Annotated in this window: 23 protein-coding genes; 8 read left to right on the forward strand and 15 right to left on the reverse strand. The window is 70.6% G+C overall.

From position 1 onward, the window contains the following. Window positions 1–50 precede the first annotated feature (50 nt). The 4 genes from fusA to uraH all read right to left on the reverse strand — a co-directional run bounded on the left by fusA (window position 51) and on the right by uraH (window position 3771). Window positions 51–2174, reverse strand: coding sequence for an elongation factor G (gene fusA, locus JMJ55_RS06790; protein WP_236033452.1), 2124 nt, complete (start codon window positions 2172–2174; stop codon window positions 51–53). Window positions 2175–2312: 138 nt separating this feature from the next. Further along, complete coding sequence (gene wrbA / locus JMJ55_RS06795) at window positions 2313–2912, reverse strand: NAD(P)H:quinone oxidoreductase (protein WP_202824755.1); 600 nt, start codon at window positions 2910–2912, stop codon at window positions 2313–2315. Between the two features lie 58 nt (window positions 2913–2970). Further along, window positions 2971–3378: an ankyrin repeat domain-containing protein gene (locus JMJ55_RS06800; RefSeq protein ID WP_202824756.1), complete on the reverse strand. Its 408-nt coding sequence runs from the start codon at window positions 3376–3378 to the stop codon at window positions 2971–2973. Window positions 3379–3405: 27 nt separating this feature from the next. Further along, window positions 3406–3771, reverse strand: a complete 366-nt coding sequence (gene uraH / locus JMJ55_RS06805; protein WP_236033453.1) for a hydroxyisourate hydrolase — start codon at window positions 3769–3771, stop codon at window positions 3406–3408. A gap of 101 nt (window positions 3772–3872) precedes the next feature. On the opposite strand from uraH, the gene JMJ55_RS06810 reads away from it, so the two are divergent. The 5 genes from JMJ55_RS06810 (at window position 3873) to JMJ55_RS06825 (ending at window position 9762) form a co-directional block, all read left to right on the forward strand. After that, the gene (locus tag JMJ55_RS06810) at window positions 3873–5153 is read left to right on the forward strand and encodes a M20 family metallo-hydrolase (protein WP_202824758.1); all 1281 of its coding nucleotides are present in this window, start codon (window positions 3873–3875) and stop codon (window positions 5151–5153) included. A gap of 161 nt (window positions 5154–5314) precedes the next feature. Further along, window positions 5315–6010 carry a CBS domain-containing protein gene (locus JMJ55_RS06815; RefSeq protein WP_202824759.1) on the forward strand — a complete coding sequence of 232 codons (696 nt, stop codon included), beginning with the start codon at window positions 5315–5317 and terminating at the stop codon, window positions 6008–6010. A 40-nt stretch (window positions 6011–6050) separates the two neighbouring features. Beyond that, window positions 6051–8501 carry a cation-translocating P-type ATPase gene (locus JMJ55_RS06820; RefSeq protein ID WP_236033454.1) on the forward strand — a complete coding sequence of 817 codons (2451 nt, stop codon included), beginning with the start codon at window positions 6051–6053 and terminating at the stop codon, window positions 8499–8501. A gap of 190 nt (window positions 8502–8691) precedes the next feature. Beyond that, window positions 8692–8820 (forward strand): hypothetical protein, encoded by a 129-nt coding sequence (locus JMJ55_RS31540; RefSeq protein ID WP_268885258.1) that lies wholly within the window; start codon window positions 8692–8694, stop codon window positions 8818–8820. A gap of 111 nt (window positions 8821–8931) precedes the next feature. Then, complete coding sequence (locus JMJ55_RS06825) at window positions 8932–9762, forward strand: HNH endonuclease (RefSeq protein WP_202824761.1); 831 nt, start codon at window positions 8932–8934, stop codon at window positions 9760–9762. Window positions 9763–9937: 175 nt separating this feature from the next. On the opposite strand, the gene JMJ55_RS06830 is transcribed toward JMJ55_RS06825, so the two are convergent. The 6 genes from JMJ55_RS06830 to JMJ55_RS06855 are packed head-to-tail and all read right to left on the reverse strand — an operon-like array spanning window position 9938 to window position 13400. Continuing rightward, window positions 9938–10948, reverse strand: coding sequence for a TauD/TfdA dioxygenase family protein (locus tag JMJ55_RS06830; RefSeq protein ID WP_202824762.1), 1011 nt, complete (start codon window positions 10946–10948; stop codon window positions 9938–9940). 9 nt (window positions 10949–10957) lie between these two features. After that, window positions 10958–11920 carry an MBL fold metallo-hydrolase gene (locus JMJ55_RS06835; protein ID WP_202824763.1) on the reverse strand — a complete coding sequence of 321 codons (963 nt, stop codon included), beginning with the start codon at window positions 11918–11920 and terminating at the stop codon, window positions 10958–10960. Further along, window positions 11917–12276, reverse strand: coding sequence for a DUF2155 domain-containing protein (locus tag JMJ55_RS06840; RefSeq protein ID WP_202824764.1), 360 nt, complete (start codon window positions 12274–12276; stop codon window positions 11917–11919). Before JMJ55_RS06840 ends, JMJ55_RS06835 begins: the two co-directional genes overlap by 4 nt. Beyond that, window positions 12273–12494, reverse strand: a complete 222-nt coding sequence (locus tag JMJ55_RS06845) for a hypothetical protein (protein WP_202824765.1) — start codon at window positions 12492–12494, stop codon at window positions 12273–12275. The genes JMJ55_RS06840 and JMJ55_RS06845 overlap by 4 nt, the downstream gene beginning before the upstream one ends. Beyond that, window positions 12491–13033: an outer membrane lipid asymmetry maintenance protein MlaD gene (mlaD, locus tag JMJ55_RS06850; protein WP_202824766.1), complete on the reverse strand. Its 543-nt coding sequence runs from the start codon at window positions 13031–13033 to the stop codon at window positions 12491–12493. The genes JMJ55_RS06845 and mlaD overlap by 4 nt, the downstream gene beginning before the upstream one ends. Before the next feature lie 10 nt (window positions 13034–13043). Beyond that, complete coding sequence (locus tag JMJ55_RS06855; protein WP_202824767.1) at window positions 13044–13400, reverse strand: NADH-ubiquinone oxidoreductase subunit NDUFA12 family protein; 357 nt, start codon at window positions 13398–13400, stop codon at window positions 13044–13046. 204 nt (window positions 13401–13604) lie between these two features. Between JMJ55_RS06855 and JMJ55_RS06860 the strand changes: the two genes are divergently transcribed. Genes JMJ55_RS06860 through JMJ55_RS06870 form a run of 3 tightly spaced genes read left to right on the forward strand, consistent with a single transcriptional unit; the run spans window position 13605 to window position 16867 of the window. After that, entirely contained in the window at window positions 13605–15170 is a 1566-nt protein-coding gene (locus JMJ55_RS06860) for a TSCPD domain-containing protein (protein WP_202824768.1), read from the forward strand. Between the two features lie 13 nt (window positions 15171–15183). After that, window positions 15184–15648 carry a RidA family protein gene (locus JMJ55_RS06865; RefSeq protein WP_202824769.1) on the forward strand — a complete coding sequence of 155 codons (465 nt, stop codon included), beginning with the start codon at window positions 15184–15186 and terminating at the stop codon, window positions 15646–15648. Between the two features lie 52 nt (window positions 15649–15700). Further along, window positions 15701–16867, forward strand: coding sequence for a GNAT family N-acetyltransferase (locus JMJ55_RS06870; RefSeq protein ID WP_202824770.1), 1167 nt, complete (start codon window positions 15701–15703; stop codon window positions 16865–16867). Between the two features lie 22 nt (window positions 16868–16889). On the opposite strand, the gene lpxB is transcribed toward JMJ55_RS06870, so the two are convergent. From lpxB to hisI, 5 genes are read right to left on the reverse strand one after another with little or no spacing between them, the layout of a single operon-like run. Then, complete coding sequence (lpxB, locus tag JMJ55_RS06875; RefSeq protein ID WP_202824771.1) at window positions 16890–18047, reverse strand: lipid-A-disaccharide synthase; 1158 nt, start codon at window positions 18045–18047, stop codon at window positions 16890–16892. Continuing rightward, window positions 18044–18910: a carbon-nitrogen hydrolase family protein gene (locus tag JMJ55_RS06880; protein WP_202824772.1), complete on the reverse strand. Its 867-nt coding sequence runs from the start codon at window positions 18908–18910 to the stop codon at window positions 18044–18046. The genes lpxB and JMJ55_RS06880 overlap by 4 nt, the downstream gene beginning before the upstream one ends. Next, window positions 18907–19500: a GNAT family N-acetyltransferase gene (locus tag JMJ55_RS06885; RefSeq protein ID WP_202824773.1), complete on the reverse strand. Its 594-nt coding sequence runs from the start codon at window positions 19498–19500 to the stop codon at window positions 18907–18909. Before JMJ55_RS06885 ends, JMJ55_RS06880 begins: the two co-directional genes overlap by 4 nt. Further along, window positions 19500–20531 carry a CobW family GTP-binding protein gene (locus tag JMJ55_RS06890; protein WP_202824774.1) on the reverse strand — a complete coding sequence of 344 codons (1032 nt, stop codon included), beginning with the start codon at window positions 20529–20531 and terminating at the stop codon, window positions 19500–19502. The genes JMJ55_RS06885 and JMJ55_RS06890 overlap by 1 nt, the downstream gene beginning before the upstream one ends. Next, a complete protein-coding gene (gene hisI / locus JMJ55_RS06895; RefSeq protein WP_202824775.1) occupies window positions 20528–20947 on the reverse strand; it encodes a phosphoribosyl-AMP cyclohydrolase in 420 nt (139 codons plus the stop codon). Before hisI ends, JMJ55_RS06890 begins: the two co-directional genes overlap by 4 nt. Window positions 20948–20980: the final 33 nt, after the last annotated feature.

Below are 20980 nucleotides of genomic sequence, written 5' to 3' on the forward strand. Positions count from 1 at the left end.
GGCGCCCGGGTTGCCCCGGGCGCCGTCAAAACCAGCCCTGACCGGAGAGATCAGGCGCTGTTCTTCATGATCTCGTCCGCCACGTTGCGCGGCACCGGATCGTAGTGGTGGAACTGCATCGAGAAGCTGGCGCGGCCCTTGGTCATGCCCCGCAGGTTGGAGATGTAGCCGAACATCTCCTTCAGCGGCACATGCGCCCGGACGATGACCGAGGTGCCGGCCATGTCCTGCGACTGGATCACGCCACGGCGGCGGTTCAGGTCGCCGACCACGTCGCCGACATGGTCCTGCGGCGTCGTCACCTCGACATCCATGATCGGCTCGAGGATGACCGGACCGGCCTTCTTCATGCCCTCGCGGAAGCAGGCCTTGGCCGCGATCTCGAAGGCCAGGGCCGAGGAGTCGACGTCGTGGTACTTGCCGTCCACCAGGCTGTACTTGAAGTCGACGGTCGGGAAGCCCGCGAGCACGCCGGTATCGGCCTGCACCTTGATGCCCTTGTCGACCGCCGGGATATATTCCTTCGGCACCGAACCACCGACCACGGCATTGACGAACTCGATGCCGGTGTTCCGCTCCTTCGGCTCGAAGGTGATCTTCACCTCGGCGTACTGGCCCGAGCCACCCGACTGCTTCTTATGGGTATAGGTCTCGGTATGCGGCTTGGTGATCGTCTCACGATAGGCCACCTGCGGCGCGCCGATATTGGCGTCGACGCCGTATTCCCGCCTCAGCCGGTCGATGATGATCTCGAGATGCAGCTCGCCCATGCCGGAGAGGATGGTCTGGCCGGTCTCCTGATCGGTCTTGAGGCGGAGCGACGGATCCTCGCCGGCCAGCTTCTGCAGGCCAAGGGTCATCTTCTCGATGCCTTCCTTGGTCTTCGGCTCGACCGAGATGTCGATGACCGGGATCGGGAAGGCCATGCGCTCCAGCACCACCGGGTCGGCGGCATCGGCGAGGGTGTCACCCGTGCCGGTGTCCTTCAGCCCGACGAAGGCGGCGATGTCGCCGGCGAAGACTTCCTTGATCTCCTCGCGCTTGTCGGCATGCATCTGGAACATGCGGCCGACGCGTTCCTTGTGGCCCTTGGTCGTGTTGAGGACCGTGTCGCCCGAACGCAGCACGCCGGCATAGACCCGCACGAAGGTCAGGTTGCCGTACTTGTCGTTGATGATCTTGAAGGCGAGGCCGGCGAAGGGCAGCGTCTCGTCGGCCGGGATCACGCGGCGGTCGGCGTTCTCCTCCTCGCCTTCCTCGGCGGCGACCTTGATGCCCTCGATATCGACCGGGCTCGGCAGGTAGTCGAGCACGGCGTCGAGCAGGGGCTGCACGCCCTTGTTCTTGAAGGCGGTGCCGAGCAGCACGGGGCGGAACTCGCCGCTGATCGTACCCTTCTTGATGCAGGCCTTCAGGGTCTCGACCGAGACGTCGCCCTTGTCGAAATACTCTTCCATCGCCTTGTCATCGACGCCGAGGACGGTGTCGAGCAGGGTCTGGCGATATTCCGCGGCCTTGTCCTTCAGGTCGGCGGGGATGTCGACATATTCGAACTTCGCGCCGAGCTCGTCGCCCTGCCAGATGATGGCGCGCATCTCGACCAGGTCGACGACGCCCTGGAAGGTGTCCTCGGCGCCGATCGGCAGCTGCAGCGTCACCCAGTTGATGCCGAGCTTCTCGGTCAGGGTCGCGGCGGCGCGGTAGAAGTCGGCGCCGGTGCGGTCGAGCTTGTTGACGAAGATGATGCGGGGGACGTTGTAGCGGTCCGCCAAGCGCCAATTCGTCTCGGACTGCGGCTGCACGCCGGCCACGCCCTCGATGATGAAGATGGCGCCGTCGAGCACGCGCAGCGAGCGGTTCACCTCGATGTTGAAATCGATGTGGCCGGGCGTGTCGATGATGTTGATCCGGTAGTCCTTCCACACGGCGGTCACGGCCGCAGAGGTGATGGTGATCCCCCGCTCGCGCTCCTGCTCCATGTAGTCGGTGGTGGTGTTGCCGTCATGGACCTCGCCGATCCGATGCGACTTGCCGGTATAGTACAGAATCCGCTCGGTCGTCGTGGTCTTGCCCGCGTCGATATGCGCGGTGATGCCGATATTGCGGATGCGGTCGAGCGGGGTGCGCGCCACGGTGGGCCTCCATAGACAAAAACGGGCCCGGCCGCGGAACATGCTCCGCACCGCCCGCCGAGATCTGACTCAATCGGTCTGGTATCGCTGGGGGAGATGCCCCCTCCGGCCCGGTTTTGCAAGCGGGTTTCGCGCAAACCGGGCCGAATGGCGTCGCCCGGGCAGGTCGGGCCCGTTCCCCTAGCCGAACAGCTTCGCCGTGATCTCCGCCACATGGCGGCCCTGGAAGCGCGCCAGCTCCAGCTCGTTCTCGCTCGGCTGGCGCTCGCCCTTGCCGCCGGCGATGGTGGTGGCGCCATAGGGGCTGCCGCCGCTGACCTCATCGAGGCGGGTCAGCCCCGAGGCCGAATAGGGCAGCCCGACCACCAGCATGCCGTGATGCAGCGCCATGGTGTGCATCGCCATCAGCGTCGTCTCCTGCCCGCCATGCTGGCTGGCGGTGGAGGTGAAGGCGCTCGCCACCTTGCCGATCAGCGCCCCGCGCGCCCAGAGACCGCCGGTCTGGTCCCAGAACTGCGCCATCTGGGACGCCATCCGCCCATAGCGGGTCGGGCAGCCGATGATGATCGCGTCATACTGGTCGAGCTCCTGCGGCGAGGCCTCGGGCGCCGCCTGGTCGAGCTTGGCGCCGGCCTTCTCCAGCACCTCGCGCGGGGCGATCTCCTGCACCCGCTTCACCGTCACCGTGGCGCCGGCCCCGCCTGCGCCCTCGGCAACGGCCCCGGCCATCGTCTCCACATGGCCATAGGTCGAATAGTACAGCACCAGGATGCGCGCCATCGCTCTCTCCGCCGGTTGTAACCGGCGGGGCATACGCCCGGGGCCGCAGCGCGTTCCGCTACCAGATCAGGCGTTCCGTCTCCGCATCCGTGTAGAGCCGGCGGGCGAGGTCGGCATGGCCAGCCTCCGTCGCATGATCGGCGGCGGTGCGGCCTTCCCGGTCGCGGAGCGCCGGGTCGGCGCCGAATTCCAGCAGCAGCGCCACCGCATCCTGCTGCCCGGCGGCGGCGGCGGCCATCAGCGCGGTCGGCGCCTCGCGCGGGTCGCCCTCGGGCTCGTTCTGGGCGCCGCATTCCAGCAGCAGGCGCAGCACATCGAGATGCCCCGCCCGTGCCGCCAGCGCCACCGGGTCATCCGCGTGCCCGCCGCGCGGGGCGGCGAGATCGGGATCGGCCTCGATCATGGCACCGGCCGCCGCCGCGTCGCCGCGGCCGACCACTTCCAGGAACTGCGCCTTGTTGTCCATGACCCCGCCCTCCGGAGGCCGGAACGCTCAGGACCCCCGATAGGTTGTGTAGCCGAAGGGGGAACAGAGCAGCGGGACATGGTAATGCCCCTGGCCGGCCTCCAGCCGCACCCGCACCGGCACCACGTCATAGAAGCCGCTGCCCAGGCCGCGGCCGGCGAAATAGGGGCCGATGGCGAAGCGCAGCTCATGCAGGCCAGGGGTGAAGCCGGCTTCGTTCGGATAGAAGGGCTCGGCATTCCGCCCATCCGCCGTCGTCACCGTGCGGGCGACCAGCACCGGCACCGGCGCCGGCTCCAGCCGCCAGAGCTCCACCACCACGCCGGCGGCCGGCACCCCCTCCGCCGTGTTCAGCATATGGGTGCTGAGATACCCCGCTTCCGCCATCGCCATCCCCCGTCGTTCCGCTGGCCCTGTCTCATGGGCATTAGCATGGCTTGACGGCGCCCCGCCCGCTGCGGTTTGTCCGCCGGGTCCGAGGGAGCGAGCAGCGCATGAGCGGAACCGTGGCGCCCAACCTGGTGGCCGCCGTCAGCGAGCAGCGGCAATGGGACCGGCTGATGGAGATGGCCCGGCTCGGCGCCATCACCGGCGCGGATGGCTCCCCCGGCGTCAACCGCCCCTGCCTCTCGCCGCTCGACCGCGAGGCGCGGCGGCTGCTGATCGGCTGGGGGAGGGAGCTCGGCCTCACCCCCTCCATCGACGCCCTCGGCAATCTCTTCTTCCGGCAGGAGGGGCGGGAGGCGGGCCTCGCCCCGGTGCTGACCGGCAGCCATATGGACAGCCAGCCGGCCGGCGGCCGGTTCGACGGCATCTGGGGCGTGCTGGCGGGGCTGGAGGCGATCCAGGCCCTGCGCGAGGCCGGCATCACCCCCCGCCGCCCGATCGAGCTGGTCGCCTGGACCAATGAGGAGGGCGGCCGCTTCGCCCCCGGCTGCATGGGCAGCATGGCCTATGCCGGCCATAGCGCGCCCACAAGCTGGGACGCGGTCGAGGATGGCGAGGGCATCCGCTTCGGCGATGCGCTGCGGGAGCAGCTTGCGCTGGAAGCCGACCTGCCCCGCCGGCCCCTCGGCGTGGTCGAGGGCCAGGCGCCGCATGCCTATGTCGAGGCGCATATCGAACAGGGGCCGCGGCTGGAGACGGAGGGCTATGATATCGGCGTCGTTACCGGCATCCAGGGCAGCCGCTGGTTCCTGGTGGAGCTGCGCGGCGAGAGCGCCCATGCGGGCACCGCGCCGCTCTCGACGCGGCGGGATGCGGTGCAGGATATGGTCCGCGCCGTCACCGCGCTGAACGCGCTGATGGACGACCCGACCGATGTGCTGCGCTTCACCGTGGCGCGGATCGAGGTCCATCCCAACAGCTCTAACAGTGTCGCGGAGCGGGTGCGCTTCACCATCGATTTCCGCCACCCTGCCGCCGCGGTGCTGGCGGCGCGGGGCGATGCGATCGAGCCCACCATCCGCGCCGCCGTCCAGCATTGCGAGGTGACGGTGACGGAGCGCTTCCACGCCCAGCCCGCCGACTTCGCCCCGCTGGTGACGGAGGCGGTGGCGCGGGCCACCGCTGCGCAGGGACTGCGGGCGCTGCGCATGCCATCCGGTGCCTTCCATGATGCGCAATTTATGGTGCCGCTCTGCCCGACGGGGATGATCTTCGTGCCGAGCCGGCGGGGCATCAGCCACAACCCGGCGGAGTATTCGTCGCCGGTGCAGCTGGCGGCGGGGACGCGGGTGCTGGCGCAGGTGCTGGCGGAGTTGGCGGAGGGGTAGGGCCCAGGCAGCGCCTCACCGAACAGGTCTGCGACTGCCCCCCGAAGGCAATCTCTCAAACCGCGCATAATTTGAGGTGCATCAAGGCCGGGAGGTTACAGATCCGCCATTTTGCCGCCCGCACAGGCCGCCGGGGCCTGTAGGAAGAGCGGGAGGACGGCGTGAAGGCACGCGACCTGATGACTACTGGCCTCGTCGTGGTGCCGCCGGAGATGGCGGTCGCCGGTGTGGCGCAATTGCTGGCCAGCCGCGGCATCTCGGCGGTGCCGGTGACGAATGCCGAAGGAAAGCTGCTTGGCCTGATCACCGAGGGCGACCTGATCCGCCGGCTGGCGGAGGAGAAGCGGGGACCGCTCGGCTGGTTCCTGGCGCTCTTCGGGGATAGCCGGAAGCTCGCGGACCGCTTCGCCAAGGCGCACGGCGCCAAGGCGGAGGATGTGATGACCCGCGATCTGGTGACCGTGGACGAGGACGCCAGCGCCGAGGACATCGCCCGGCTGATGGAGCGGCACCAGATCCGCCGCGTGCCGGTGCTGAGCAACGGCAAGCTCGCCGGCATCGTCAGCCGGGCGGACCTGCTGCACGCGGTGCTCGCTCCGTCCGGCGCGGCGCCCGCCGCCGAGGTGACGGACGCCGCAATCCTGCGGAAGATCAGCGCCGCGATGCAGGAACAGCCCTGGGTCAACGCCTTCTACGTCTATCCCGACGTCCAGGAAGGCAAGGTCACCTTCTACGGATTCCACCGGTCGCCCGAGGTGCAGCGCGGGCTCGACGTGCTGGCGCGCGAGGTGCCGGGCGTGACGGCAGTCGAGGACAAGACCGAGCCGATGCCCTTCTTCCTGCGCGCCTCGATCTAGCGGCCAGGGCGGCGCCGGGCACGTCATGAAAAGTGCAGGATTGAGCACGGCGGAGGCCGCACTGCGCCTCCGCCGGGAGGGGCCGAATGCCCTGCCAGACGCCGCCCACCGTTCCCTGGCCCGCGTCGCGCTGGACGTGGCGCGGGAGCCGATGTTCGCCCTGCTCCTGGGGGCCGGGGCGCTCTACCTCCTCCTCGGCGACCTGGCCGAGGCGCTGGTATTGCTGGGCTTCGCCTGCCTTTCAGTCGGCATCGCGGTCGCGCAGGAGGCGCGGACCGAGCGGGCGCTGGAGGCGCTGCGCGACCTCTCCTCCCCCCGCGCCCTGGTGGTGCGCGATGGGGAACGCCGGCGCATCCCGGGGCGGGAGGTGGTGCGGGGCGACCTGCTGATCCTGGCCGAGGGCGACCGTATCCCCGCCGATGCCCGCCTCCTGGCGGCCGAGACGCTGGAGGTGGACGAGTCCCTGCTGACCGGCGAATCCGTCCCGGTCCGCAAGCATGCCGCCGCCGCGCCGGGCGAGGCGACGACACCGCGCCCGGGCGACGACCCGGCCGCGGTCTTTTCCGGCAGCCTCGTCGTGCGCGGCAGCGGCGAGGCGATCGTGCAGGCGACCGGCCCGCGCACGGAACTCGGCCGGATCGGCTCCGCCCTCGGCGGGATCGAGCGCGAGCCGCCGCGTCTGCGGGCGCAGACCGCGGCGCTGGTGCGCAGCTTCGCCGTGCTCGGCCTCCTGGCGAGCCTCGTGCTCGCCCTGCTCTATGGCCTGCTGCGCGGGGACTGGCTGCAGGCGGCGCTCGGCGGCATCGCGCTGGCCATGGCGATGCTGCCCGAGGAATTCCCCCTTATCCTGACCGTCTTCGCCGTCATGGGGGCGCGGCGCATCGCCCGGGTCGGCGTGCTGCTGCGCCAGGCCTCCGCGCTGCAGACGCTGGGCGCCACCACCGTGCTCTGCACCGACAAGACCGGCACGCTGACCCGCAACCGCATGGCCGTCGCCCTGGCGCAGCCGGACCCGCCGCTGGACGGGCCCGGCCTGCTGCGCCTCGCGGCGGAAGCCAGCGAGGACGCGCCCTTCGACCCCATGGAGGTGGCGCTGCGCCAGGCGGCGCCGGAAGCCACGGGCGGCACGCCGCTGCATCACTACGGGTTGCGCCCGGACCTGCCGGCCATGGGCCGCGCCTGGGCCGCGGGCGATGGCATGCGGCTGGCGGCCAAGGGCGCGCCGGAGGCCATGCTGCGCCTCTGTGCCCCACCGCCCGCCGAGGCGGCGCGCATCGCCGCGGCGGCCGCGGCGCTGGCCGCGCGCGGGCTGCGGGTGCTGGGCGTCGCTTCCGCCGAAGGGCTGGACCCGGCGCACCCGCCGGCGCGGCTGGAGGAGGCGGGCCTCGTTTTCCGCGGGCTGGTCGGCCTGGCCGATCCGCTGCGGCCGCAGGTGCCGGAAGCGGTGGCGGAATGCCGCACCGCCGGCATCCGCGTGGTGATCGTCACCGGCGACCATCCGGAGACGGCCCGCGCCATCGCCGCCGAGGCCGGGCTCGATACCGGGCCGGTGGTGACGGGCGCCGAGCTGGCGCGGCTGGACGAGGCGGGCTTCGCCGCGCGCGCGGTGGGGGCCGCGATCCTGGCCCGGGTGCTGCCGGAGCAGAAATTGCGCCTCGTCCAGGCGCTGAAGGCGGCGGGCGAGGTGGTGGCCATGACCGGCGACGGGGTGAACGACGCCCCGGCGCTGAAGGCGGCGCATGTCGGCGTCGCCATGGGGGCGCGCGGCACCGATGTGGCGCGGGAAGCCGCGGCGGCGGTGCTGCTGGAGGATGATTTCGGCGCCATCCTGCGCGCCATCCGCCTGGGCCGCCGGATTCTTGACAACCTGCGCAAGGCGATGGGCTACATCGTCGCGCTGCATGTGCCGATCGCCGGCATGGCCTTCCTGCCGCTGGCCTTCGGCCTGCCGCCCGTCCTCGGGCCGCTGCACATCGCCTTCCTGGAGATGGTGGTGGACCCGGTCTGCTCCCTGGCCTTCGAGGCGGAGCCGGAGGAGGCCGATGTCATGCGCCGCCCGCCGGAGGACCCGCAGGCGCCGCTCCTCGCGCCCGGGCTGGTTGCCTGGGGCGTGGTGCAGGGTATCGTGGCCTTCGCCACGACCGGCGCGCTCTACCTCTGGGCCTGGCAGGCGGGGCTGGAGGAGCCGGCGCTGCGCGCCATCGCCTTCACCGCCCTGGTCGCCGCCCTGGTGGCGCTGATCCTGGTGAACCGGTCCTTCAGCGCCTCGCCCCTCGCGGCGCTGGCGCGGCCGAACCCGGTGCTGCTGGCGGTGCTCGGCTTGGTCGGCCTTCTGCTGGTCCTGGTGCTGGAGGTGCCGCCCGTCGCGGCGCTGTTCCGCCTGGAAGGCTTCGCGGCCTGGCATGCGGGGCTGGCGCTGGCGAATGGCTTGGCCGTGCTGCTGATCCTGGAGGTGGGGAAGCGGTTGCGGAATGCCTGGCCCCGCCGGTGAGGCAGGGCGATGCGGCCGAGCCCACGATCCGCGCCGCCGTCCAGCATTGCGAGGTCGCGGTGACGGGGCGCTTCCACGCCCTGCCGGCGGAGTTCGCCCCGCTGGTGACGGAGGCGGGGGCGCGGGCCGCCGCCGTCCAGGGCTACGGGTGCTGCGGATGCCATCGGACGCCTTCCATGATGCGCAGTTCATGGTGCCACTCTGTCCGACGGGGATGATCGTCGTGCCGAGCCGCGCGGGGATCAGCCACAACCCGGCGGAGTATTCGTCGCCGGCGCAGCTGGCGGCGAGGGTGCTAGGGCACTTGGTGGAGGAGTAGAGGCAGGCTCAATGGGACTGTATTTGGCACGGGAAAAATAAGTTCTGGTTTGGCCCAACGATCAGGGTTAGTAATTTCTGGATTTTCAACAAGTAGGAGTTTGCAGCGCACATGTCCCTGCCTGCTCCGATTTTTCCTCCTGTTGGTGTCTGCATCTACTGTCGAAGCGATGGTGGAGCGGAGGGGCTCAGTAGAGAGCATCTTTTTCCGTACGGCCTTGGGGGAAATTACGTATTACCTGAAGCTAGCTGCGCGGCTTGCGCTGATGTAACTAAGCGATTCGAGCAGGTATGTCTTCGGCAGATGTTTGGCGCCGTGAGAGCTCAATTGGGCTACCCGACACGGCGTAAGCAGGAACGACCCAACGAATTCCCTATGGTACGAGTTAAATCGGAGGCGGAGGAACGCATCTCTGTTGTAATAAGCGAACATCCGACCGTACTGATTCTTTTTGTATTTGAGCCCCCAGGCTTGCTGCGCGGTCAGAGCGGCATAAAGGTGTTCGCGTACAACGCAGTTTGGGTTTCCGACATTACTGGATCCGCATTTGAAAAGGCGAAAGGCGTCGGCTCCGAATTGCCGCTTGTTTCACATCACCATGATATGTTTGCTTTCGCGCGCATGATCGCAAAAATCGCCCACGGGCTCGCCGTCGCGCGGTTTGGTATAAATAGCTTCGAGCCAGTTTTAACTAAACTTATCCTCGGTGAAGAGAACTATGCGCCCGATGTAATAGGAGGTGTAGCTGAGAACGGGTTTCATGCGATTCCTGATCGAGTCGATTTTGAATTTACCTGCTATTTTTCGCTATTTAATTTGGGAGATACGATTTACCTAGTGGCCGATATTCGACTTTTTGCTTATTTGGGAGCCCCCGTTTATAGAGTGGTGGTGGGTAAAGTGCGGCATGGAGTTAAAGACGGCAGCCCCACTGCTTCCTAGGAATTTGCCACAGTTCCATAAAGGCGGAACGCTCTAGAGCCACCTTCGGCCGTCTCGGATATCAGCTCCTTCGTTCGAATCCTCGACATTTTAACCCTTTTCCGCTATAGGAATCCAGTCACCTCCCCACCTGGATGGGGTTTTGTCCGAAACCTACCGCTTTGATCTTACACGCTTACGCTGCCAACCAGCTCTTCGCCTCCCCGGCATAGGCCTCCCCCGGGTTCCCGCTCACCGTCGTCCGCCACATCACCCGCTCCAGCCGCTCGGCGTCGAACCAGGTGGCGGCATGGACCAGGCAGCGGTTGTCCCAGATCACCAGGTCGCCCGCCGTCCATTCATGGACATAGACGAAGCGCGGCTGGGTCAGATGGGCCATCAGCGCCTCCAGCAGCCGCGCCCCCTCGCCATGCGGCCCGGGCTCGAGGCCGGCGATCGGTCCCTCCAGCCAGTCCATCTGGCCATATTCGCAGAGGAAGAGGGCCGGCCGCCCCGTCACCGGATGCCGGCGGACCAGGGGCTGGCGCTGCGGGCGCTGGTGCGGCGCGAGCGGCGCCTGGGGCGGGGTGCCGGCCAGCACCGCCTCCCGCCGCCGGCCGATGGAGGAACTGGCATGCAGCCCCTCCAGCCCCTCGATCCGGGCCTGCATGGCGGGCGGCAGGGCGGCATAGGCCGCGGTGCCATCGGCAAACAGGGTCTGCCCCTGGCCCTGCGGCACCGGCACCACCGCGAGGAAGAGGGAGATATCGGGCGGCGGTCGCCTGTAGCTCTGGTCGGTATGCCAGCCGCGGCGATGCGGGAATTGCACCGGCAGGCGGCCATCCTCGGTCAGCGGCGGCTCCGGCCGGGCAGGCGGGGCGCGATGCACGGGCGGGATGTTGGAGACGACGAAGATCTCCGGCACCTCGGGATGGATCATGTTCGGCGCCATCCCGGTCTCCCGGTAGTTCTCGACCTCGGGCCCGAACAACCGGCTGAGGCGGAGCAGCAGGCCGGCCTCCCCGGCCATGTCCCCCATGCCGGGGATCAGCAGCAGCCCGCCGGCCTCGGCCAGCAGGCGGGGCAGGGCCTCCGGCTCGGCCTCGGCCGCGGCGACCAGGGCGCCGGCGCCGGGCAGGCCATCGAAGCGAAGGCGCCCGCCGAAGCCGGCGCCGGGGAGGGGCTGTTGGCAGTCGAAGCGGCTCATTCGCCGAGCCTATCGGGGGGCCTCCGGCAGGTCCAGGCTGCCGCCGAAGGGGAGGGTGGTGAAGGCCTCAGCCTCCAGCCCCGCCGCGGCGCGGGCCTCGGCGAGCCAGGTTTCCGGCCCCTCGATCGCCTCATCGGTCAGGCTGGCGAAGGTGCCGAAATGCATGCCGATGCTGCGGCGGGCCCCGAGCGCCCGGTGCGCCTCGACCGCCTCGCCCGGGTCCATGTGCTGGGTGCGCATGAAGAAGCGCGGCTCATAGGCGCCGATCGGGATCAGGGCCAAGTCGATGCGGGGGAAGCGGGCGGCGATCTCGGCGAAATGCGGGCACCAGCCGCTATCGCCGGCGAAGTAGATGGTGGCGCCCTCCGACTCGAGGACGAAGCCGCCCCAGAGGCTGCGGTTGCGGTCGAAGGGCGTGCGGGCGGAGAAATGCTGCCCCGGGACATAGGTGATGCGGAGGCCGGCGGCCTCGGTGGATTGCCACCAGTCGAGCTCGGCAGCATCCCGGATGCCGGCCTTGGCGAGGTGCCGCGCATTGTCGAGGCCGGTGACGGCGGGCGGCGACCAGCGGCGGCGGACCTCTCGCAAGGTCGGCAGGTCGAGATGGTCGTAGTGGTTGTGGCTGACCAGCAACAGGTCGCAGCCCGGCAGCGCCTCCAGCGCCTGCCCCGGCGCCCGCACCCGGCGCGGCCCGGCGAAGGAGAGGGGGCTCGCCCGCATCGACCAGACCGGGTCCACCAGCACGCAACGCCCGCCGAGCTGGATCAGGAAGGAGGCATGGCCGATGAAGGTGGCGCCGATCCGCCCGGCCGGCAGGCGCGGCGGCGGGGGCTGCGGCGGGTCCTCGATCCAGCGCGGCCAGGGGATGGGCCGGCTGGTGCGGCGCCAGCGCCAGACATCGCGGAGGGTCTTCTCCGTGCGGTCATGGACATTGTGGAAGACGCGACCATCCCAGTGGTCGGAGGGGCTCACTTGCAGTCCAGCACCCGCAGGTCATAGACGGGGTGCTCGAGCATGCTGACGCCCGGCGCATTGGCGAACATCCAGCCGCGGAACACTTCCTGGAAGCCGTTGGGGCGGCGGCTGTCGCTGATCTCGAGGAAGGCGGCGGCATCCGGCACCTCATCCGACGGGCGGGCATTACAGGCGGTGACGCGGACGGTCAGCGTGCCGAATTGCGCCGGCTGCCCGACGGTCGCGCGGAGGACGGAGATGCGGGCCGTCACCTTGTCGAGCAATTGCAGCTCGGCTTGGCCCTTCGGCAGCCACTCCTGCGCCGCCGCGGGAAGCGCGGCCAGCAACAGCGCCAGCAGCAGCGCCCGCCTCATGGCTGGGGGCGCTTCGGGCTGGGCAGCGCCGCCACCATCTCGGTCAGGATGCGGCGCAGCGCCGCCTCATCGACGCCCATCAGCACGGCGTCCTCGAAGGCGTCGCGCATCACCTGGACGAGTTCCTCATGGTTCTCGGCCAGGACCTTCAGCTTCTCCCGGCAGGAGAGGGGCTGGCCATCGACACCGGGCCAGCTGGCGGGCGGGGCGAGGCTCATCGGCTGGCGGCCGGTGCCCCGGAGCCTTGTGTCGCCCCCTGGGCAGCGCCCTGTTCGGCGCCGCCATTCTGCGGTTGCTGGCTGTTCATCTGCGTGACCGAGAAGATGAACCGCCCGAGCAGCGATTCAAGGCTGACCGAGCCCTGGGTCTCGGTGATGCGGGCGCCATCGGCGAGGAATTTCTCGCTCCCCCCCGGGACGAGCGAGACATATTTGCCGCCCAGCAGCCCCTCCGAGGTGATCTCGGCCGAGGTGTCGTCGGGCAGGCGTAGGCTGCGATCGACGCGCATGGTCAGCACGGCACCGAAGCTGTCCGGGTCGATCCGGCTATCGGTCACGCTGCCGACCTTGACGCCGGCGATGCGGACATCGGCGCCGTTGGAGATGCCGTCGATCTTGTCGAATTTGGCCGTCAGCCGCATGCCATCCGCATTGGTCGCGCCGCGGCCGCTATGCAGCACGGCATAGGCGAGGAAGATGGCGGCGATGACGAGCACGATGCCGCCGGTTGCGACCTCGACGAGGCTGCGTCCCTTCATTTCCGGCGCCTCAGGAACCCGGGGTCCAGGCTTCGTAGTCGCCCGTGGTCGTGCGCCGCGTGCCGCCGACATAATCATGGCCGGTGGGGCGATAGGAGTGGGCGGTGCCGGTCAGGTTCGGCAGGTGCTCCTGCTGCCAAGCATAGCGCTTCGTCTCCGGCAGCGGCTCCGCCGTGATGTGGTGCAGCCAGGCATGCCATTCGGGCGGGACCACGGTGGGGTCGTTCCCCTTGGCAAACAGTGCCCAGCGCCGGGTGCGGCCATAGACCGCCTGCTTGGCCCGGCTCTCATAATAGACATTGCCGAAACGGTCGGTCCCGACCTTGCGGCCGGTGAAGCCGGAGGTGAAGCGCGTCAGGAAAGACATAGGGCCGGGGAAGCTCCTCGGGGGATGGCCGCCCAGATGGGGTGCGGTGACGGGGCGGACAATCGCACAAGGCGTGCAGCGGCGCAAAAGCCGCACCTGCGAACATCCCATCCACAGGACCATCCACAGGATGTTGCGGTCAGCGGAGTCATTAGACACCAGATACGGCTTCCCGCCAGCGCCGAGCCGGCCTAGCATGCCCCCATGGCAAGGCTCACAGGCACGCTCTGGGAAGGGGTCGCGCTCCGCCGCATCCGCGCGGGCGCCGATCCGGATGCAACGCCCCGTCCGGTGGCCCTGCCGATCGGCTGGGATGCCGACTCGGCCGCGGCCATCGCCGCCCTGGCACCGGGGGAGGGGCCGGTGGCGCTGCCGCGCCTCGCCGAGGCCTGGATCGGCCGCGTCACCCGCTGCGGGCTGCGCGCCGGCCTGTTCGAGGAGCGTGGCGCCGCTCAGCTCGCCGAAGGGCTGCGCGCCCTGCTGCTGACCCGCCGCGGCGCGCCGGGCATCGAGATCTGGCGCGGCGAGGTGCCGAAATCCGGCCGCGCCGAGCCGCGCTTCGTGCTCAACCTGCCCGCCTTCCTCGAGGCCGAGGGTGGCTTCGACCTGGAAGGCTATGCCGAGGCCTGCGCGCTGGCCGTCCGCGCCCTGGATGCGCTGGGCGGGGCCAAGGCCAACCGGCTGCGACTCGGCTTTGCCGATCTGGCCGGGCTGCTGGCCGGGCTCGGCCTGCCCTATGACAGCCGCGAGGCCCGCAACACCGCCGCCGCCATCGCTGCGCTGACCCGCGGCGCGGCGGAGGCCGAGTCGGGCCGCATCGCCGCCCGGCTCGGCGCGCGGGAGCCGGTGGCCCTGCTCTGGCCCGCCCCGCCGGGCGAGACGCCGGTGTCCGGCCTCGCCGCCGCCGCCCGCGCCGCGCTGGACGAGGCCGCGTCCTCGCCCGGGCTGCGGCATCAGGCGCTGCTGGCCCTCGCCCTGCCCGATGCGGTGGAGGCGCTGCTCGGCGCCGAGACCGGCGGGCTGGCACCGGCCACCGGCTCCACCCGCACCGTGCTGACCGAGGCGGGCGAGGTGGCCGAGGTGCCGACCCGCGCCGCGATGCGCGTCGCCCGGCAGTTCCAGTCCCGCGCCGGGACGCTGCTCGCCTCCGCCTCAGAAGCCGCCCGCGCGGCGATGCGGGAGGCCGTCTCACCCTTCCTGCATGCCGTGCCGCCGGCGCCGGTGGCGGTGCCCGCCCCGGCCCAGGCGGTACCGAAACCGGCCGCCCCGCTGCGCCGCCATGCCGGCTCCACGCTGCATGTCACGGTCGGCGGCCATAAGGTCGCGCTCCGCACCGCCGAGGACGCCTCCGGCCGGCTGCTGGAGATCGCCTTTACCCTCTCGAAGGAGGGGCCGGCCTTCCGCAGCCTGATGGAGGCCTTCGCGCAATCCGTCTCGCTCGGCCTGCAATCGGGCGTGAAGCTGGCCGACTATGTCGAGGCCTTCGCCTATACCCGCTTCGGCCCGGCCGGAGTGGTGGAGGGCGATCCGGCCATCCCGCGCGCCACCTCGGTGCTCGACTGGGCCTTCCGCCGGCTGGCGCTCGACTATCTCGACCGGCGCGACCTGCCGCAGCCCTCCGAGGAGGACTGCCTGCCGGAATCGCTCGGCAATGCCGCGCAGCAGGCGCCACTGCTGCCGCTCGACCTGCCGCCGCAGGCGCCGCCGGGGCGCGAATCCGCCGCGGGCGGGCCGCGCGGCCGCAGGCGCAACCTGCGGCTCGTCGGATAAACAGGGGATCACCATGGCCGGACGCATCGAAATCCGCCTCGCCGAGCTCGGCATCACGCTGCCGGCCCCGGCGGCGCCGATCGCCAATTACGTGGCCTTCAACATCACCGGGAAGCTGGTTGTCATCTCCGGCCAGATCCCGCTGCGGGGTGGGAAGATCGCCTATACCGGCAAGGTCGGCGCCGGCGTCTCGGTCGAGGATGGCGTGGCCGCGGCGCGGCTCTGCTTCGTCAACCTGGTCGCGCAGCTGAAGGCCGCGGCCGGCGATCTCGACCGGGTGGCACGGGTTGTCCGGCTGGGCGGCTTCATCGCGGCGCCGGCGGAATTCACCCAGCATGCGGTGGTGATGAACGGCGCCTCCGACCTCGCGGTCGAGGTCTTCGGCGATGCGGGCCGGCATGCCCGCACCACCATCGGCGTGCCCTCCCTGCCCGGGGATGCGGCGGTCGAGGTGGAGGGGATGTTCGAGCTGGCCTGAGGGGCATTGCCAGGGGTTGCCCTCGCGCTGCGGCGCAGCACATGCTGGGGCGATGCCTGAGTCCGCCCCGGCCCTGACCCTCAGCCTTCACCGCGCCATCGCGGAGCTTCCGGCGGAGGAATGGGATGCCTGCGCCGGCGGCGGCAACCCCTTCGTCAGCCATGCCTTCCTGGCGGCGCTGGAGGAAAGCGGTAGCGCCACCGCCCGCACCGGCTGGCTGCCGCAGCATGCCGCCTTGCGCGACCCCGACGGCCGGCTGCTGGCCTGCGCCCCTTGCTACGCGAAGAGCCACAGCCAGGGCGAATATGTCTTCGACTATGGCTGGGCCGACGCCTTCGAGCGGGCCGGGGGGCAGTACTATCCGAAGCTCCAGGTCTGCTCCCCCTTCAGCCCGGTGCCCGGGCCACGGCTGCTGATCGATCCCCAGTCCGGCCTCGGCCCGGCGGCGATGGGCCAGGCGCTCGCCCAGGCCTGCGGCGAACTCGGCCTCTCCTCGGCCCACATCACCTTCTGCGAGGCCCCCGAATGGGAGGAACTGGGCGAGGCCGGCTGGCTGCAGCGCCTCGGCACCCAGTTCCACTGGCACAACCACAGTTATGCCAGCTTCGACGACTTCCTCGGCGCCCTGTCCTCGCGCAAGCGGAAGGCAATCCGGCGGGAGCGGCGCGATGCCGCGGCCTCGGGCTTCGTGCTGCGGACGCTGCGCGGGCATGAGATCACGCAGCGCCACTGGAAGGCCTTCCATCGCTTCTATCGCAGCACCACCGACAAGAAATGGGGCCGCAGCGCCTATCTGACGCCACGCTTCTGGCCCCTGCTGGGTGAGGCGCTGGGCGACAAGGTGGTGCTGATGGTCGCCGAGCAGGATGGCGAGCCGGTGGCCGGCGCGCTCAACCTGCTGGGACGCGAAGCCCTGTATGGCCGCAACTGGGGCAGCATCATCGATGCGCCCTTCCTGCATTTCGAGCTCTGCTACTACCGCGCCATCGACTTCGCCATCGAGCACGGGCTGCCCCGCGTCGAGGCCGGTGCCCAGGGCGAGCACAAGATCCAGCGCGGCTACCTGCCGGCCCCGACCTATAGCGCGCATTGGATCGCCCATGTCGGGCTGCGCCGCGCTATCGGCGATTTCCTCGACCGCGAGCGCCCTGCCATGCTGCGGGAGATGGAGGCGCTCGCCACCCTCTCTCCCTTCAGGAAGGATGGCGAGGCCGAGTAGCGCGGCGCAGCCGGCGGAGTGTTCAGGGTCCGGCGGGGACTGAGTCCAGCATCTCCAGCACCGCCGCTGCCGCCGCCTCGCTCGGCACTCCCTCGGGCGGCCGCAGCAGCGCCAGCGCCTCGGCGAAGCCCGCCCGCTGGGCCGCCGCGGCGGCCGGATCGCGCAGCAGCCGGACCAGCCCCTCGGCCAGCAGCGCCGGGGTGCAGCGTTCCTGGATGAATTCCGGCACCACCTCCCGCTCGGCCAGCAGGTTGACCAGGGAGGCATGCGGCACCTTGATCAGCCGCCGGGCGATGGCGGCCGTCACCGGGTTCACCCGATAGGCCACCACATGCGGCAGGCCGGCCACCGCGACCTCGAGGCTGGAGGTGCCGGATTTGATGAGGCCCGCGGCCGAGGCGGCGAAGAGATCGTATTTGTCGGCCACCTGCCGAACCAGCACCGGCGCCACGGGCCAGGTGGCGGTGCCGGCGCGGACCGCCTCCTCCACCGGTCCGGCCAGCGCCACTGCCGGCCGCAGGCCCGGCACCTCGGCCGAGGCCAGCCGCAACGCCTCGCCGAAGATGCCGAGCAGCCGGCGCACCTCGGACCGCCGGCTGCCGGGCATCACCGCCACCACTGGCGCGCCGTCCGGGATGCCATGCGCCGCGCGGAAGCGGGCTGCATCGCCCCTGTCGGCGCCGCTCTCCAGCACCGGATGGCCGACGAAGCGGACGGGGATGCCGGCGGCCTCGAAGAAGGGCGGCTCGAAGGGCAGCAGGGCGAGGATGCGGTCCACTTCCTGCGCGATCTTGCGGACGCGCCCCTGCCGCCAGGCCCAGACCTGCGGCGCCACGTAATGCAGCACCTTCACCCCCTGCGCCCGGACCCGGCCGCCGAGGCGGAGGGTGAAGCCCGGCGCATCGATCGTCACCAGCAGCGCCGGACGGCGGGCCAGCACATCGGCCTCCGCCTCGGCCATGCGCCGGGCGAGGCGGCGAAGATTGGGCACCACCTCCAGCAGCCCCATCAGGGAGAGCTCGCGCATGGGGAACAGGCTCTCGACACCCATCTCCGCCATTCGCTCGCCCCCGATACCGGCGAAGCTGAGGTCGGGCCGCCGGCGCCGCAGCGCCGCGATCAGCCGCGCGCCGAGGATGTCGCCCGAGGCCTCGCCGGCTGCCAGGTAGATGAGGGTCATGCGAATACCGCGAGAGGAGGGGGTGCCACCGGCCCCTTCGGCCAGTCGCGGTGGTTCAGCACCGCGCCCTCGCGCCGCACCGTCTCGATCCGCGCCGGGTCGACCTCGCAGAACAGCCAGCCCGGCGCATCCAGCGCCGCCTCGGCCAGCACGCCATCCTCGGGGAAGCCGCGATCGACCGGGCCATAGACCGCGGCCGCGCCGTGGTTCTCGTCGAGGGCCGCCGACCAGGGGGCGAGGCCCACGGTCGGCGCCACGGCGACGAAGCACTGGTTCTCCAGCGCCCGGGCGCGGGCGGAGAAGCGCACCCGGTTGAAGCCCTGGACGCTGTCGGTGCAGGCCGGCACCAGCACCAGCCAGGCGCCGGCCTCGACCTGGGCGCGGACATGCTTGGGGAATTCAGCGTCGTAGCAGATGGAGACGCCGATCCGCCCCCAAGGTGTCGGGAAAACCTGCGGCCCGGCGCCGGGGGAGACGCCCCAGCGCTCGGCCTCGAAGCGGGTCATCATCCGCTTGTCCTGGAAGGCGAGGCTTCCGTCGGGCGCGATCAGCGGCGCCCGGTTCACCACCCGCCCGTCCAACGCCATGGGCAGGCTGCCGGGCAGCAGCCAGGTGCCGTGCCGGCGCGCGACGCCGCGCATCGCCTCCAGCACGGCGGGCGCCGCCTCGACCATGGCGCGGAGCTCGGCGGCCTCGTCGGCGCGGCCGCCAACGATCTCCATCGGGGCGTATTCGGGCATAAGGAGGAGGTCGGCGCGGGGGGAAGCTTCGGCGACGAAGGCATCGAGGCGCGCGGCATAGCCCTCGACCCCTGCCGGCCGCCCCACGGGCCAAGCGAGCAAACCGAGCCGCAGAGTGGTCACAACAGATCCTTCACCCAGAAGCCCAGCGCATGCGGCGTCTCGGCCGCATCACCATGCTCCCGCCAGCGGAAGACGCAGGAGAGGTCAGGCCGCGGGGTGAAGCCGCGCCGTCGCCAGAAATCATCGAGCGGGACGTAACCGGGCGGCCGGCGAGGGTCGTTGGCGTTGCGGACCACGGCGCAGAAGGCAGCGGCCTCCAGCCCGAGGGCGCGCGCATGCGCCTCGCGCGCCGCGAAGAAGCCGACGCCCGCGCCCTGGCCGCGCCAGGCGGGCAGCAACACGCTCTCGCCGAAATAGCAGAAGCGGGCGGGGTCGAGGCCGCGCCGGCGGAAGGCCGCCTGGACCGGCGCATGCGCCTCGGCCATGGGCTGGCAGGTCGCCATGCCGACCGGTTCCTCGCCGGCGAAGGCGACGATGATGCCGGCGTCGCGGCCGGCGGCGAGGCTTTGCAGATACTCGGCCTCATGCGCCGCGTCGCCGTCATAGAGGTAGGGCCATTCGGCGAAGACGGCGATGCGGAGGCGGGAGAGGGCGGGCAGCGCCGCCTCCAAACCAGCGCCGGAGAGGGTTTCGAGCCGCAGCGCGCTCATCAGGTGATCTCGCGCTGCTGCCGGGCACTTTCGGCGAAGGCCATCAGCCCCTTCTCGACCGTCGCCCGGTCGAGGTCGCGGAGAATGAAGACGAGGCGGGAGCGGCGGTCATCGCCCTCGGGCCAGCGCTCCAGCATGACGGGCGGGTGGAACAGGTGCTGCACGCCATGGATGGCGACCGGCCGCTCCTGCCCCTCGAGGTTCAGGATGCCCTTGATGCGGAGCACGCTCTCCCCGCGCGTCATGGTCAGCACCTCAAGCCAGGTGGCCAGCCCGTCCCAGGGCAGGGGCTCGTCGAAGGTCAGGCAGAAGGAATGGATCCGGGCATCGTGCCGGTTCGCGTCGTGGTGGTGGTGATGATGGTGGTGGTCATGCGCCGCGAAGGCCTCGGCATCCAGCCAGCGGCGGACATCCGGGTGCTTGCGCGTTGCGTCGAACAGCCCGCAGTCGAGCAGCGCCTCCGCCGGGGCATCGGCCCGCAGCAGGGGCGCGCCGGGGTTCAGCGCCCGCAGCCGCGCCTCCAGCGCCGCCACCGCCTCGGGTGGGGCGAGGTCGGTCTTGGTCAGCACCAGCCGGTCGGCGACGGCCGCCTGCTTCACCGCTTCGGGCTGGGCGTCGAGCGTCGCCATGCCGGCCATGGCATCGACCAGGGTGACGACGCCATCCAGCCGGAAGCGGGCGAGGACCAGCGGGTCGCTCATCAGCGTCTGGAGGATCGGTGCAGGATCGGCGAGGCCGGTGGTCTCCACCACCACGCGGCGGATCGCCTGACCGGCGGTGGCCCGCTCCGCGAGGTCGCGCAGCGTCCGCACCAAATCACCACGCACGGTGCAGCAGAGGCAGCCGGCATTGAGCAGGACGGTGTCGCCATCCAGCCGCTCGACCAGCAGGTGGTCGAGGCCGATCTCGCCGAACTCGTTGATGAGGACGGCGGTCTCGGCCAGCGCCGGGTCGCGGAGCAGGCGGTTGAGCAGGGTGGTCTTGCCGGCCCCGAGGAAGCCGGTCAGCACCGTCACTGGAATAGGGGTCATTGACCGTACAGCGCCTCCGGCGCCACCTCGGGCTGGGTCAGCTCGGCCAGCCCGCCATCGCGGGGTGCGAAGTAGAAGCAGCTCCGCCGCCCCGTATGGCAGGCGACCCCGGTCTGGTCGACCAGCAGCAGCAGCGCGTCGCCATCGCAATCGAGCCGGATATCGACCAGCCGCTGCACCTGGCCGGAGGTCTCGCCCTTCCGCCACAGCCGGTTGCGGGAGCGGGAGAAGTAGCAGGCCCGGCCGGTGGCGAGCGTCTCCTCCACCGCCTCGCGGTTCATCCAGGCGAGCATCAGCACCTTGCCGGTGTCGTGCTGCTGGGCAATGGCGGGCACCAGCCCGCGCAGGTCGAAGCGGATGGAGTCGAGCAGCGGCCGGCCGGCCTCCGGCTCGGGACTCTTCGGGGAACTGGTCATTCCCCTATATAAGGGCAGGAGCCCCGGATGGAG

Source organism: Belnapia mucosa (assembly GCF_016775475.1).
In the GTDB taxonomy this organism is placed as follows: Bacteria; Pseudomonadota; Alphaproteobacteria; order Acetobacterales; family Acetobacteraceae; genus Belnapia; species Belnapia mucosa.

Coding starts and splice junctions, on each gene's coding strand:
- fusA (WP_236033452.1), bottom strand. CDS start 2,174: ATGTTCCGCGGCCGGGCCCGTTTTTGTCTATGGAGGCCCACCGTGGCG.
- wrbA (WP_202824755.1), bottom strand. CDS start 2,912: ATGGCGCGCATCCTGGTGCTGTACTATTCGACCTATGGCCATGTGGAG.
- JMJ55_RS06800 (WP_202824756.1), bottom strand. CDS start 3,378: ATGGACAACAAGGCGCAGTTCCTGGAAGTGGTCGGCCGCGGCGACGCG.
- uraH (WP_236033453.1), bottom strand. CDS start 3,771: ATGGCGATGGCGGAAGCGGGGTATCTCAGCACCCATATGCTGAACACG.
- JMJ55_RS06810 (WP_202824758.1), top strand. CDS start 3,873: ATGAGCGGAACCGTGGCGCCCAACCTGGTGGCCGCCGTCAGCGAGCAG.
- JMJ55_RS31540 (WP_268885258.1), top strand. CDS start 8,692: ATGGTGCCACTCTGTCCGACGGGGATGATCGTCGTGCCGAGCCGCGCG.
- JMJ55_RS06825 (WP_202824761.1), top strand. CDS start 8,932: ATGTCCCTGCCTGCTCCGATTTTTCCTCCTGTTGGTGTCTGCATCTAC.
- JMJ55_RS06830 (WP_202824762.1), bottom strand. CDS start 10,948: ATGAGCCGCTTCGACTGCCAACAGCCCCTCCCCGGCGCCGGCTTCGGC.
- JMJ55_RS06840 (WP_202824764.1), bottom strand. CDS start 12,276: ATGAGGCGGGCGCTGCTGCTGGCGCTGTTGCTGGCCGCGCTTCCCGCG.
- JMJ55_RS06845 (WP_202824765.1), bottom strand. CDS start 12,494: ATGAGCCTCGCCCCGCCCGCCAGCTGGCCCGGTGTCGATGGCCAGCCC.
- mlaD (WP_202824766.1), bottom strand. CDS start 13,033: ATGAAGGGACGCAGCCTCGTCGAGGTCGCAACCGGCGGCATCGTGCTC.
- JMJ55_RS06855 (WP_202824767.1), bottom strand. CDS start 13,400: ATGTCTTTCCTGACGCGCTTCACCTCCGGCTTCACCGGCCGCAAGGTC.
- JMJ55_RS06860 (WP_202824768.1), top strand. CDS start 13,605: ATGGCAAGGCTCACAGGCACGCTCTGGGAAGGGGTCGCGCTCCGCCGC.
- JMJ55_RS06865 (WP_202824769.1), top strand. CDS start 15,184: ATGGCCGGACGCATCGAAATCCGCCTCGCCGAGCTCGGCATCACGCTG.
- JMJ55_RS06870 (WP_202824770.1), top strand. CDS start 15,701: ATGCCTGAGTCCGCCCCGGCCCTGACCCTCAGCCTTCACCGCGCCATC.
- lpxB (WP_202824771.1), bottom strand. CDS start 18,047: ATGACCCTCATCTACCTGGCAGCCGGCGAGGCCTCGGGCGACATCCTC.
- JMJ55_RS06885 (WP_202824773.1), bottom strand. CDS start 19,500: ATGAGCGCGCTGCGGCTCGAAACCCTCTCCGGCGCTGGTTTGGAGGCG.
- JMJ55_RS06890 (WP_202824774.1), bottom strand. CDS start 20,531: ATGACCCCTATTCCAGTGACGGTGCTGACCGGCTTCCTCGGGGCCGGC.
- hisI (WP_202824775.1), bottom strand. CDS start 20,947: ATGACCAGTTCCCCGAAGAGTCCCGAGCCGGAGGCCGGCCGGCCGCTG.